The 12,448-nt window shown below is 70.1% G+C and carries 9 protein-coding genes; 4 read left to right on the top strand and 5 right to left on the bottom strand.

What is annotated here, in order from left to right:
* Window positions 1-53: 53 nt before the first annotated feature.
* From dxs to ACR9E9_RS10295, 5 genes are all read right to left on the bottom strand, one after another.
* Window positions 54-1,916: a 1-deoxy-D-xylulose-5-phosphate synthase gene (gene dxs, locus ACR9E9_RS10315; RefSeq protein WP_435198400.1), complete on the bottom strand. Its 1,863-nt coding sequence runs from the start codon at window positions 1,914-1,916 to the stop codon at window positions 54-56.
* A gap of 97 nt (window positions 1,917-2,013) precedes the next feature.
* Complete coding sequence (locus ACR9E9_RS10310) at window positions 2,014-2,457, bottom strand: hypothetical protein (protein WP_435198399.1); 444 nt, start codon at window positions 2,455-2,457, stop codon at window positions 2,014-2,016.
* Between the two features lie 178 nt (window positions 2,458-2,635).
* The gene (locus ACR9E9_RS10305; RefSeq protein WP_435198398.1) at window positions 2,636-5,437 is read right to left on the bottom strand and encodes an aconitate hydratase; all 2,802 of its coding nucleotides are present in this window, start codon (window positions 5,435-5,437) and stop codon (window positions 2,636-2,638) included.
* A gap of 119 nt (window positions 5,438-5,556) precedes the next feature.
* The gene (locus ACR9E9_RS10300; protein WP_435198397.1) at window positions 5,557-6,897 is read right to left on the bottom strand and encodes a class I SAM-dependent RNA methyltransferase; all 1,341 of its coding nucleotides are present in this window, start codon (window positions 6,895-6,897) and stop codon (window positions 5,557-5,559) included.
* A gap of 8 nt (window positions 6,898-6,905) precedes the next feature.
* The gene (locus ACR9E9_RS10295; protein WP_435203625.1) at window positions 6,906-8,867 is read right to left on the bottom strand and encodes an APC family permease; all 1,962 of its coding nucleotides are present in this window, start codon (window positions 8,865-8,867) and stop codon (window positions 6,906-6,908) included.
* Window positions 8,868-8,956: 89 nt separating this feature from the next.
* On the opposite strand from ACR9E9_RS10295, the gene ACR9E9_RS10290 reads away from it, so the two are divergent.
* The 4 genes from ACR9E9_RS10290 to ACR9E9_RS10275 all read left to right on the top strand — a co-directional run bounded on the left by ACR9E9_RS10290 (window position 8,957) and on the right by ACR9E9_RS10275 (window position 12,225).
* Window positions 8,957-9,622 carry a potassium channel family protein gene (locus tag ACR9E9_RS10290; protein WP_435198396.1) on the top strand — a complete coding sequence of 222 codons (666 nt, stop codon included), beginning with the start codon at window positions 8,957-8,959 and terminating at the stop codon, window positions 9,620-9,622.
* Window positions 9,623-9,624: 2 nt separating this feature from the next.
* A complete protein-coding gene (locus ACR9E9_RS10285) occupies window positions 9,625-10,308 on the top strand; it encodes a potassium channel family protein (protein WP_435198395.1) in 684 nt (227 codons plus the stop codon).
* Window positions 10,309-10,327: 19 nt separating this feature from the next.
* Window positions 10,328-10,891: a dihydrofolate reductase family protein gene (locus tag ACR9E9_RS10280; RefSeq protein WP_435198394.1), complete on the top strand. Its 564-nt coding sequence runs from the start codon at window positions 10,328-10,330 to the stop codon at window positions 10,889-10,891.
* Window positions 10,892-11,241: 350 nt separating this feature from the next.
* Window positions 11,242-12,225 carry an NAD-dependent epimerase/dehydratase family protein gene (locus tag ACR9E9_RS10275; protein ID WP_435198393.1) on the top strand — a complete coding sequence of 328 codons (984 nt, stop codon included), beginning with the start codon at window positions 11,242-11,244 and terminating at the stop codon, window positions 12,223-12,225.
* Window positions 12,226-12,448: the final 223 nt, after the last annotated feature.

Below are 12,448 nucleotides of genomic sequence, written 5' to 3'. Positions count from 1 at the left end.
CATCTGCCTAGGCAGATGCGGCCGGGGGTGGACGAAGGGGGTGGGACTCCCCGTCAGAGGTGGGGGCGCAGCCGCTCGACGATGGGGTCCGGGGTCAGGCCGACGCTCTCGAGGACCTGCCCGCGGGAGGCATGGTCGATGAACTCCTTGGGCAGACCGAAGCGGTGCACCGGCACGGCGACGTCGGCCTCGTCCAGGGACCGGGCCACCTCGGCGCCGATCCCTCCCGCGACGGTGTTGTCCTCGATGACCGCGACGCGACCGGCGCGACGGGCCAGCTCGATGACACCGTCCGGGACGGGCAGCACCCACCGCGGGTCGATGACGAGCACGTCGTGGCCCTCGGCCGCGAGCTTCTCCGCGACGGTCGTCGCGGTCGCCGCCATGGCGCCGACGGAGACGATGAGCACCTCGGGGTCGACCACCGGGTCCCCGGCGAGGACGTCGAGCCCCTCGAGGGTGGCGATCGCCTCGAGCGGCTCGGCGGCGCTGCCCTTCGGGAAGCGGATCACGGTGGGGGCGTCGTCGACATCGACCGCCTCACGCAGCGCGCGACGGATCTGCTGCCCGTCGCGGGGCGCGGCCAGGCGCAGACCGGGCACGAGCGAGACGAGGGACATGTCCCACATGCCGTGGTGACTCGCACCGTCCGGGCCGGTCACTCCGGAGCGGTCGAGGACGAAGGTCACCCCGGCCCGGTGCATGGCGCAGTCCATGAGGAGCTGGTCGAAGGCGCGGTTGAGGAAGGTCGCGTAGATCGCGATGACCGGGTGCATCCCGGAGAAGGCGAGGCCCGCGGCCATCGTCGTCGCGTGCTGCTCGGCGATGCCGACGTCGATGATCCGCTCGGGGTGGGCGTCGGCGAAGGGCTTGAGCCCGACCGGCATCATCATCGCGGCCGTGATGGCGACGATGTCGTTGCGCTCCCGGCCCAGCGCGAGCATCTCGTCGCTGAACTCGTCGGTCCACGAGCGGCCGGCGATCTCCAGCGGCAGGCCGGTCTCGGGGTTGATCTTGCCGACGGTGTGGAACTGGTCGGCGACGTCGTTGCTGGCGTGGTCGTAGCCGCGCCCCTTCTGCGTGATGACGTGGACGAGCACCGGCCCGTGGAAGGCACGCGCCCGGCGCAGGGCCTGCTCGACGCTCGCCTCGTCGTGCCCGTCCACCGGGCCGAGGTACTTGATGCCGAGGTCCTCGAACATCCCCTGCGGCGCCCAGAAGTCCTTCGCGCCCTTCTTCATCGAGTGGAAGGCCTGGTAGGCGGCCCGCCCGACGACGGGGGTCCTGGTGAGCTTGTCCTTGCCCCAGTCGAGGACCTGCTCGTACTGGCGGTTGGTGCGCAGCATCGCGAGATGGTCGGCGAGCCCGCCGATCGTCGGGGCGTAGGAGCGCTCGTTGTCGTTGACGACGATGACGAGCGGGAGGTCCTTGTTGGCGGCGATGTTGTTCAGCGCCTCCCAGGCCATGCCGCCCGTGAGCGCGCCGTCACCGATGACCGCGATGGCGTGCCGGTCCTCGCCGCGCAGTCGGTAGCCGCGGGCGATGCCCTCGGCCCAGGACAGCGAGGTCGACGCGTGGCTGTTCTCCACGACGTCGTGCTCGGACTCGGCGCGGCTCGGGTAACCGGAGAGCCCACCGCGCGTGCGCAGAGCGGCGAAGTCCTGACGGCCGGTGAGCAGCTTGTGCACGTAGGACTGGTGCCCGGTGTCGAAGACGACCGTGTCGCGTGGGGAGTCGAAGACCCGGTGGATCGCCATCGTCAGCTCGACGACGCCGAGGTTGGGCCCGAGGTGGCCCCCGCTGCGTGAGACCTCCGCGACGAGGAAGGCCCGGATCTCCCGCGCAAGCGTCTCGAGCTGCTCGACGGGGAGCCGCTTGAGGTCGGTGGGAGAGGTGATCGTCTCGAGGACTGCCACGCTGGCTTTCCTTCCGGTGTGGGGACCGCACGAGTCTACGTCTCCCACGCTGGGAAGTGACTGCGGACCTGCGCCGCACGGCCCGGCATGGTGTGGCTCACAGCCGCTCGACGAAGACTCCGCCGTCCATCGCCTCCCGGAGCAGGGTGATCCCCCGCTGGGCGGACCGCAGCCGCAGGCCCTCGTGCTCGAGGCACACGAGGAGGGCATCGGCGGTGCCGGCAGGCAGCGCCTCCCCGAGGTCGACCCGCACGGTCCGGTAGGCCTGACGCATCGCCTCGACCTGGGCCGCGACGTGCTGCTCGGCCAGCCACGCGAGCGCGACCGGGTGACGGCGCAGCACCGCATGCCCCCGGTAGTCGGGCGGGCACAGGTCGAGCAGCCAGGCGACCGCCGCCTGCTGCCACCCCCGCACGCCCGGTGGCGGCACCCGGTCCGGCCACCCGGGGGGACCCCCCTTCGCCCGGGACGCGGTGTGCGCCCCCGGAGACCCCGGCGCGACCGACCGCACCGGGGGTCCTGTTGCAGGCTGATCGAACACCTGTTCGAGTCTACGCCACGACGGAGGTGGCACGGACCGAGGGAATCCGGCCCGACTCAAGGCCTGAGGAACGAGGGCCAAGGGCCGCATTCCCTCGGCCGGGACACGGGCCGTGGCAGCCCGAAGGGGGGTACCCACCGAGTCGGTGGGCACCCCCCCTTCGGGTGGTCGCCGGTCGTCAGCTCACGAGCGAGCGGAGCACGTACTGCAGGATGCCGCCGTTGCGGTAGTACGCGGCCTCACCCGGGGTGTCGATGCGCACGACCGCGTCGAACTCCACCGTCTCGCCGGAGTCCTTCGTGGCGCTCACGGCGACCGTCTCCGGTGCAGGGCCATCGTTGAGCGCGGCGATGCCGGAGAAGGCGAAGGTCTCGCTCCCGTCCAGGCCGAGCGACTCCGCGCTCTCCCCTGCCGGGAACTGCAGCGGGATGACGCCCATACCGATGAGGTTGGAGCGGTGGATGCGCTCGTAGGACTGCGCGATGACGGCCCGGACCCCGAGCAGCCGCGTGCCCTTGGCCGCCCAGTCACGCGAGGAGCCGGAGCCGTACTCCTTGCCGGCGAGGACGACGAGCGGCACGCCGGCCTCGAGGTAGCCCTCGGAGGCCTCGAAGATCGTCGTCTGCTCCCCGCCCTTGAGGAAGTCGCGCGTGAAGCCGCCCTCGACACCGTCGAGCAGCAGGTTCTTCAGCCGGATGTTCGCGAAGGTGCCGCGGATCATCACCTCGTGGTTGCCACGGCGCGAGCCGTAGGAGTTGAAGTCCTTGCGGTCCACGCCGTGCTCGGCGAGGTAGACCCCGGCGGGGCTGTCGGCCTTGATCGCACCGGCCGGGCTGATGTGGTCGGTGGTGACCGAGTCGCCGAGCAGGGCGAGCACCCGGGCGCCGGAGATGTCCTCGACGGCGTCGAGCTCCATCGTCATCCCGTCGAAGTACGGGGGCTTGCGCACGTAGGTGGACTCCTGCGCCCACTCGAAGGTGTTGCCCTCCGGCGTCTCCAGCGAGGTCCAGCGCTCGTCACCGGCGAAGACGTCCGCGTACTTCTCGGTGAACATCTCCTGGTTGACGGCGCCGTCGATGACGCCCTGGACGTCGGCCGGGGCCGGCCAGATGTCCTTGAGGAAGACCTCCTTGCCGTCGGCGTCGGTGCCCAGCGGCTCGGACTCGAAGTCGAAGTCCATCGTCCCGGCGAGCGCGTAGGCGATGACCAGCGGCGGCGACGCGAGGTAGTTCATCTTCACGTCGGGGTTGATGCGCCCCTCGAAGTTGCGGTTGCCCGACAGGACCGAGGTCACCGCGAGGTCGCTGTCGTTGACCGCCTGGGAGACCTCCTCGATGATCGGGCCCGAGTTGCCGATGCAGGTCGTGCAGCCGTAGCCGACGAGGTGGTAGCCCAGCTTCTCGAGGTAGGGCCACATGCCGGCCTTCTCGTAGTAGGAGGTCACGACCTTCGACCCGGGGGCCATCGACGTCTTGACCCACGGCTTGACCTGCAGGCCCCGCTCGACGGCGTTCTTCGCGAGCATTGCCGCCGCCATCATCACCGACGGGTTGGAGGTGTTGGTGCAGCTGGTGATCGAGGCGATGACGACGTGCCCGTGGTCGATCTCGACCTCGGTGCCGCCGATGACGACCGGGGTCGGCTGCGACGCCCGGTCACCGTTGTTGCGCGGCGCCGAGTGGCTCGGCTGCCCGGCCGTCTCCGACGCCTCCAGCGCGTCGTGGCTGGGTGCGTCCGAGGCCGGGAAGGTGTCGCCCAGCTCGCGGTCCACCGAGCTCTTCTCGATGCCGTTGCCGTCGACGATGTAGTTCTTCAGGTCGCCGCGGAACTGCTCCTTGGCCTCGCTGACCGAGATGCGGTCCTGGGGACGCTTCGGGCCGGCGATGGAGGGCACGACCGTCGACAGGTCGAGCTCGAGGAACTCGGAGAAGCGCGGCTCGACGCTCGGGTCGAGCCACATGCCCTGGGTCTTGGCGTACGCCTCGATGAGGTCGACCTGCTGCTCCGAGCGGCCGGTCAGACGCAGGTAGTCGAGGGTGACGTCGTCGATGGGGAACATCGCGGCGGTGGAGCCGAACTCCGGGCTCATGTTGCCGATGGTGGCGCGGTTGGCCAGCGGCACCTGTGCGACGCCCTCGCCGTAGAACTCGACGAACTTGCCGACGACGCCGTGGTTGCGCAACATCTCGGTGATCGTCAGCACGACGTCGGTCGCGGTGGCGCCGGCGGGGATGGCGCCCGAGAGCTTGAAGCCGACGACGCGCGGGATGAGCATGGAGACGGGCTGGCCGAGCATCGCGGCCTCGGCCTCGATGCCGCCGACGCCCCAGCCCAGGACACCCAGGCCGTTCTCCATCGTCGTGTGGGAGTCGGTGCCGACGCAGGTGTCGGGGTAGGCGAGACCGTCCCGGGTCATCGTCACTCGGGCGAGGTGCTCGATGTTGACCTGGTGGACGATGCCGGTGCCCGGGGGGACGACCTTGAAGTCGTCGAAGGCCGTCTGGCCCCAGCGCAGGAACTGGTAGCGCTCGTTGTTGCGCTGGTACTCGAAGTCGACGTTGCGCTCGAAGGCGTCGTCGGTGCCGAAGACGTCGATCTGGACGGAGTGGTCGATGACCATCTCGGCGGGGGCCAGGGGGTTGATCTTGGTCGGGTCGCCACCGAGCTCGGCGACGGCCTCGCGCATCGTGGCCAGGTCGACGACGCAGGGCACCCCGGTGAAGTCCTGCATGATCACGCGGGCGGGCGTGAACTGGATCTCCGTGTCGGGCTGGGCGTCCTTGTCCCAGGAGCCGAGGGCGTTGATGTGATCGGCGGTGACGTTCTCGCCGTCCTCGGTCCGCAGCTGGTTCTCCAGCAGGACCTTGAGGGAGTAGGGAAGGTTCTCCGAGCCCTTGACCGCATCGATCCGGTAGATCTCGTAGGACTCGTCACCGACGGTGAGCTGGTCCTTGGCGTTGAAGGTGTTCGCACTGGCCACAGTCGACTCCTTGGGTTAGTTATCTTGACGTCAAGATAAATCTATCACAACCGCCCCATCGGGTCGTGGACCCCCGATGACGGGCTCTGCGCCCACTCTCCCGCACCCGGGCCCTCACGTCACGGCGACGGCACGGATCCTCGGGCGGGCTCGAAGACCGCGATGCACTCGACGTGGTGGGTCATCGGGAAGGCGTCGAGGGCGCGCAGCCCGGTCAACGCGTACCCGCGCTCGGCGAGGTAGGCGGTGTCCCGGGCGAGCGCCGCCGGGTCGCAGGCGACGTAAACCATGCGCCGGGGACGAAGGGAGACCAGCGCCTCCACGACGCCCCGCCCGGCTCCGCTGCGGGGCGGGTCGAGGACGATGACGTCCGCACTGGGCGGGAGCAGGTCGGAGCGGGTCGGGCGGCCCCGGGTGCGACCGCGGCCGTTCCGGCCGCCCTTCGCTCCCTTCGGTCCCTTGCGGGGGACGCCGAAGAGATCATCCACGCGGCCCGGCACGACGAGTGCCCACGGGCGGTCGTCGAGGTTCTCGCGCAGGTGGTCGGTGGCCCGCCGGTCGGACTCGACGGCGATGAGCTGGCCCTGCTCCCCCGCCGCAGCGGCGAGCGGGACGGAGAAGAGGCCGACCCCGCTGTACAGGTCGAGGACCCGCTCCCCCGGCTCCACGCGGGCGGCGGCGAGCACGGCCTCGACGAAGACGCGCGGTGCGTCGCGGTGCACCTGCCAGAACCCGCGGGCGTCCACGGCCATGGGGATCCGGCCGAGCGGTGCGTCGACGACCTCGGTCATGGGGATCGGCGGCGTCGGCGCATCCCCGGGCACCTCCACGACGACCGTGTCCTCCTCCCCCGTGGGCACGACGACGTCGATCGCCGAGATCCCCTCGAGGGCGCCGGGGTCGCCGGCGACGTCGGCGCGGACCTCGGCGAGCCCGGCGTCGATCTCGGGCACGGCGATCGGGCACCCGGGCACGGCCTCGACCGTGTGGCTGCGGTGGCGTCGCAGGCCGACCGTCGCGCCGTCCACGGCGAACTCCACCCGGGTGCGGTACCGCAGGCCGTCCTCGTCGTCGAGCGCCTCGACACGCACCTCCCGGTCGATGCCGGCCAGGCGCTTCAGCTGCTCGGTGACGACCCGCGCCTTCAGCTCGCGCTGGTGACCGGTGCCCACGTGCTGGAAGTCGCAGCCGCCGCAGCCACCGGGTCCGGCGGCCGGGCAGCGGCTCGGGACACGGTGCTCCGACGCGTCGAGCACCGCGACGGCGTCGGCCCGCAGGAAGCGGTCACCGGACCCCCCTTCGGTGATCCGGGCACGCACCCGCTCGCCGGGCAGGGAGTGCCGCACGAAGAGCACGCGGCCCGCGTAGCGCGCCACGCAATGGCCCCCGTGCGCGACGGGCCCGATCTCGACCTCGACCTCGTCCCCGACCGTCAGCTCGTCGGCTGCCTTCGCACCCATGTCCACGTTCATCCACCACCGCGACGTACGTCGCCGGCCACAGGGCCGTCCATTCGTTCTTCTGCTCCCACGGAGCTGGCGAGCTGCCAGGGCACCGAGGAGACCATGACACCCGGGGTGAAGATCAACCGACTGCGCAGGCGCAGCGCCGACTGGTTGTGCAGCACCTGCTCCCACCAGTGCCCGAGCACGTACTGCGGGATGTACACGACGACGAGGTCACGGGGGTTGCCCGAGCGGATCGACTTCACGTGCTCGACGACCGGTCGGGTGATCTCCCGGTAGGGCGATTCGAGGGCCGTGAGCGGCACCGGGATCCCGCGCCGGTCCCACTCCGCCTGCAACGCCTCGGTCGCCTCGTGGTCGACGTCGACCGTGACCGCCTCGAGGCGGGAGGGGCGGGTCGCCTTGGCGTAGGCCAGGGCCCGCAGGGTCGGTCGGTGGATCGTGCTCACGAGGACGATGGCGTGCACCCGCGAAGGGAGCAGCTGCTGGGAGGTGTCGTCCTCGGCCACGGACAGCTCCTCGCGCACCCGCTGGTAGTGCCGGCTGATGCCCTGCATGAGCAGGAAGAGCGCCACCATCGCCACGATGGCGAAGCCGGCGCCGTGGGTGAACTTCGTGAGGATGACGACGACCAGCACCGTGCCGGACATGCCGGCTCCGACGGCATTGATCGCCCGGCGCCGCATCATCGAGCGACGCGCCTTCGTGTCCTTCTCCACCGCGAGGTGCCGGTTCCAGTGCCGGACCATCCCGACCTGGCTGACCGTGAAGGAGACGAAGACCCCGACGATGTAGAGCTGGATGAGCCGGGTGACGCTCGCGTCGAAGATCACGATGAGCATCCCCGCGGCGCCGGCGAGCAGGAGGATCCCGTTGGAGAAGGCCAGGCGGTCGCCGCGGGTGTGCAGCTGCCGCGGCAGGTAGCCGTCCCGGGCGAGGATCGAGCCGAGGACCGGGAAGCCGTTGAAGGCGGTGTTCGCGGCGAGCACGAGGATCAGACCGGTGACGATGGCCACGAGCGCGACGCCGGGCATGAAGCCGTCGAAGACGGCGTGGGAGACCTGGCCGATGACCGTGTGCTGCACGTAGCCCTCGCCGACCGGTTGGCCGTCGCGCAGCAGCTGGGTGGCCGGGTTCTCCGCGATCTTCACGCCGGTCCACTGCGCGAGCGCGATCATCGAGATGAGCATGGTCACGGACATGGTGCCCATGAGCAGCAGCGTCGTGGCGGCGTTCTTGCTCTTCGGGGGTCGGAAGGCCGGCACACCGTTGCTGATCGCCTCGACGCCGGTGAGCGCGGCACAGCCCGACGAGAAGGCGCGCAGCAGGAGGAAGGCCATCGCGAGCGTCCCGAGCTGCTCGAAGCCCGGCTCCGGAGCGAGCTCGAAGGCGGCGCTCTCCGCCTGCGGCAAGGTGCCCGTCGTCCGTCGCACGAGCGCGACCAGGGCCATGACGATGATGGCGAGCATGAAGAGGTAGGTCGGGATGGCGAAGGCGCGGCCGGACTCGCGCACGCCGCGCAGGTTCATGCCGGTGAGCGCGGCGATGAGCACGAGCGCCGCGAGCACCTCGTGGCCGCGGATGAAGGCGAAGGCGGCGGCCGCGTTCTGCACCCCGGAGGAGATCGAGACCGCCACCGTGAGCACGTAGTCCACGAGCAGGGCGCTCGCGACGGTCAGGCCCGCCCGCGGGCCGAGGTTGGTGCTGGCCACCTCGTAGTCCCCGCCCCCGGAGGGGTAGGCGTGGACGTTCTGCCGGTAGCTCGCCACGACGACCGCCATCACCGCGACGACGCCGAGCGCCACCGGCCACGAGCTCGTGACGGCGAGTGCGCCACCGGCCAGGCCGAGGGTCAGGAGGATCTCGTCCGGGGCATAGGCCACGGAGCTGAGGGCGTCGCTGGCAAAGACCGGAAGGGCGAGCCGCTTGGGAAGCAGGGTCTCGCCCAGGCGGTCACTGCGCATGGCGCGACCGACGAGGACGCGCTTGAGGAGTTGTCCTGAAGACACTCCGCGAGTGTAGGCCCGCTGCGCGATGGGAGTACCGTCGTGGCGTGCACTTCGTCATCATGGGCTGCGGCCGGGTCGGCGCGTCGCTCGCTCACTCCCTCGAGCGGATCGGCCACGACGTCGCCGTCGTCGACCAGGACCCCGAGGCCTTCCTCCGTCTCGGCAGTGAGTTCACCGGCCGAAGGGTCGCCGGTGTCGGCTTCGACCGCGACGTCCTGGTCCGGGCCGGCATCAAGGAGGCACACGCCCTCGCGGCCGTTTCGAGCGGCGACAACTCCAACATCCTCGCGGCCCGGGTCGCGCGCGAGACCTTCGGCGTCGAGCACGTCGTCGCCCGCATCTACGACCCCGGTCGCGCACAGGTCTACCAGCGTCTGGGGATCCCCACCGTCGCGACGGTCCGCTGGACCGCCGACCAGGTGCTACGTCGCCTGCTCCCCCAGGGCCTCGCCAGCGAGATGACCGACGCCTCCGGGCGACTCCTCGTCGCCGAGGTCGCCGTCGCCGACACCTGGATCGGTCGCCCCCTCACCCTGGTCGAGGAGCTGACCGGCGCCCGGGTGGCCTATGTGACGCGTCTGGGTGAGGGCATCCTCCCGGGACCGCAGACGGTGCACCAGGAGGGTGACCTCCTCCACCTCGTCATCGAGCGGACCCGGATCGACGAGGTCGAGCGGATCCTCGACAACCCACCCCCGATGGAGGCCTGACTGTGCGCGTCATCATCGTGGGAGCGGGCTCCGTGGGCCGCTCCATCGCCCAGGAACTGCTCGACAACGGGCACGAGATCCTGCTCGTCGACAAGGCGACGACAGAAGCCCTGGTCGACAACCTCCCGGACGCCACGTGGCTGACCGGGGACGCGTGCGAGATCTCGACGCTCCAGGAAGCCGAGGTGGCCACGGGGGACGTCGTCGTGGCTGCGACCGGCGATGACAAGGCGAACCTCGTGGTCTCCCTCCTGGCGAAGACCGAGTTCGGCGTGCCGCGCACCGTCGCCCGGGTGAACAACCCGAAGAACGAGTGGATGTTCGACGAGTCCTGGGGCGTCGACGTGGCCGTCTCCACTCCGCGGCTGATGACCGCGCTCGTCGAGGAGGCCGTCAGTGTCGGCGACCTCGTGCGGATCTTCGACTTCCGTCAGGGCAACTCCTCGATGGCCGGCATCACGCTCCCGGAGGACAACCCCAACGTCGGCCGGCGGGTCGGTGACATCGACTTCCCCGAGGACACCCTGCTCCTGGCCATCATCCGCGACTCCCGGCCCATCGGCCCGACGGCGGACGACGCCCTCGAGGCCCGGGACGAGCTGCTCTTCGTCACGACGACGGAGGCCGAGCCCCAGCTCGAGGCGATGATGCGTCCCGGTTCGCCGGCACGCCGGCACCACGGCTGACCCACGCGAGGCTGGCACCATGCGGAAACTGACCTTCGCCATGAACCTCAGCCTGGACGGCTACATCGCGGCGCCCGGCGACGACCTCGGTTGGGGCGTGCCGAGCGACGAGCTGTTCCAGTGGTGGTCCGACCGGGTGGGGGCGACGGGCCTGGCGCTGTACGGGCGCAGGCTGTGGGAGACGATGAGCTCCCACTGGCCCACCGCTGACCAGCAGCCTGGCGTCACCGGCGCGGAGGTCGAGTTCGCCCGCCGCTGGCGGGACATGCCGAAGGTGGTCTTCTCCGCGACGACCAGCGCGCTCGACTGGAACACCCGCCTGGTCACCGGCGACGCGGTCACCGAGATCACCCGGCTGAAGGCCTGCGATGGCGGCCCCATGGACATCGGTGGGGCCACCCTCGCCGCAGCGGCCATGCGGGCCGGGCTGATCGACGAGTACGTGCTGGCCACCGCACCGGTCCTGGTCGGCGGCGGCACACCGTTCTTCACGGCCCTGGACAACTGGGTGAACCTGAACCTGGTGGAGACCCGGACCTTTCCCGGCGGCGTGGTCCTGACGAGATACGAGACCAGGCACTGAACACCCACCCTCTCGACCTCTCCCACAGGGCCACGGGCCACCGCATCGGCGGCCACTGTGCGGGACTCAACTGTTGATCGGGAGGCGGCCGTTGCGCACCGGGACGACGGCCGACGACAGCCGACCCACCACCGACAACGACATCTCTCGACAACAGCTGTCGCGACGCACCGAGTGCTGCACACGACACCCGGTCCACGGGATTGCTGGCGGTACGCCGCGTGACGACGGCGTCGTGCGAAGTGTCCGGGTCGGGCCTTCCGGCCTGCCGTCGCCTTGCCGCGAGCTCGACTACGCCCAAAGCGAACGCTTCTTGTCGAACTTCGTGTTCTTCGCGTGGACTGACTCACATGGAGACACTGATCTTGGGTGGGACGGCCCTGCTGGGCCGGGCGATCGCAGATGTCGCGCTTGATCGTGGTCACGCGGTGACGTGTCTGGCACGTGGCAGTTCGACTGCGGCTACGGGGGCGATCTTCGTTTCTGCGGATCGCAACGAAGATGATGGACTTGCGGCCGTCAAGTCCCGTGAGTGGGACGTCGTGATCGACGTGTCGCGCCAACCCGGACAGGTGCGCCGTGCCGTGCGCGACCTCAGCACCAGCCACTGGGTGTTCATCTCCTCGAGCAACGTCTATGCCGACTTCTCCAGCCTCGAGCAGGACGAGAATGCACCGCTTGTTGCGCCCCTGCAGAGTGAGGTCATGGACGACATGTCGACCTACGGTGAGGCCAAGGTCGCCTGCGAAGACACCGTCCGTGCCAGCGACAGCTCAAGCACGATCGTGCGATCGGGCCTGATCGGAGGTCCCGGTGACTGGTCGGGCCGGACCGGGTACTGGCCATGGCGGTTCCAACACCCCAGTGGGAGCGACGTCATCGTCCCTGATGATCCCGACTTCCCGTGCGCGCTCATCGACGTGCGCGATCTGGCCTCCTGGATCGTCACCGCCGCCGAGCACAAACTCGACGGCACGTTCAACACCACTGGCCCGACCCTTCCCTTCCGAGAAGTGATCGCGGCTGCCGCGCGGGTGGCTGACAGCGCCACCCGACCACGCGCGGTCCCGGCCGCGAGGTTGGCCGAGCTCGGGATCGGGCCCTGGATGGGGCCTGCCTCCCTTCCGCTGTGGATCGACGATCCCGCTTGGCGTGGCTTCGCCACCATGAACACCGACCGTGCCGTTGCTGCCGGCCTCGTAGCCCGCCCCCTCGACGACACCCTGCGCGACACACTTGCCTACGAGAACCATCGGTCCGAGCCCAGGCAGGCGGGCCTCACCGATGAAGAGGAGCGCCGAGTGCGGGCCTCACTCGATCTATGCAGCAATTGACCACCCGCGTCGTCCTTCGTTCGAACGCCTGTACATGACCGGACTGAAACGGTGACCCACTGCCCGGTCGTCATCCGGCGACGGCGGCTGCCACCTCGCAGACGTTGCGGCAATCCTTCGTCGTCGAGGAAGGGAGATCCGCGTCCCTGGCAACCATCACGTCGGGATCGAAACGCGGGTAGCAACCCATCGCTGCGCCTTCCATGGCTTCGGTCCAGGCACG

This window comes from Janibacter sp. GS2, from assembly GCF_051200835.1.
Taxonomy (GTDB): Bacteria; Actinomycetota; Actinomycetes; order Actinomycetales; family Dermatophilaceae; genus Janibacter.
The sequence above is the reverse complement of the archived record's forward strand: the minus strand, read 5'-3'. Positions and strand labels throughout refer to the sequence as shown.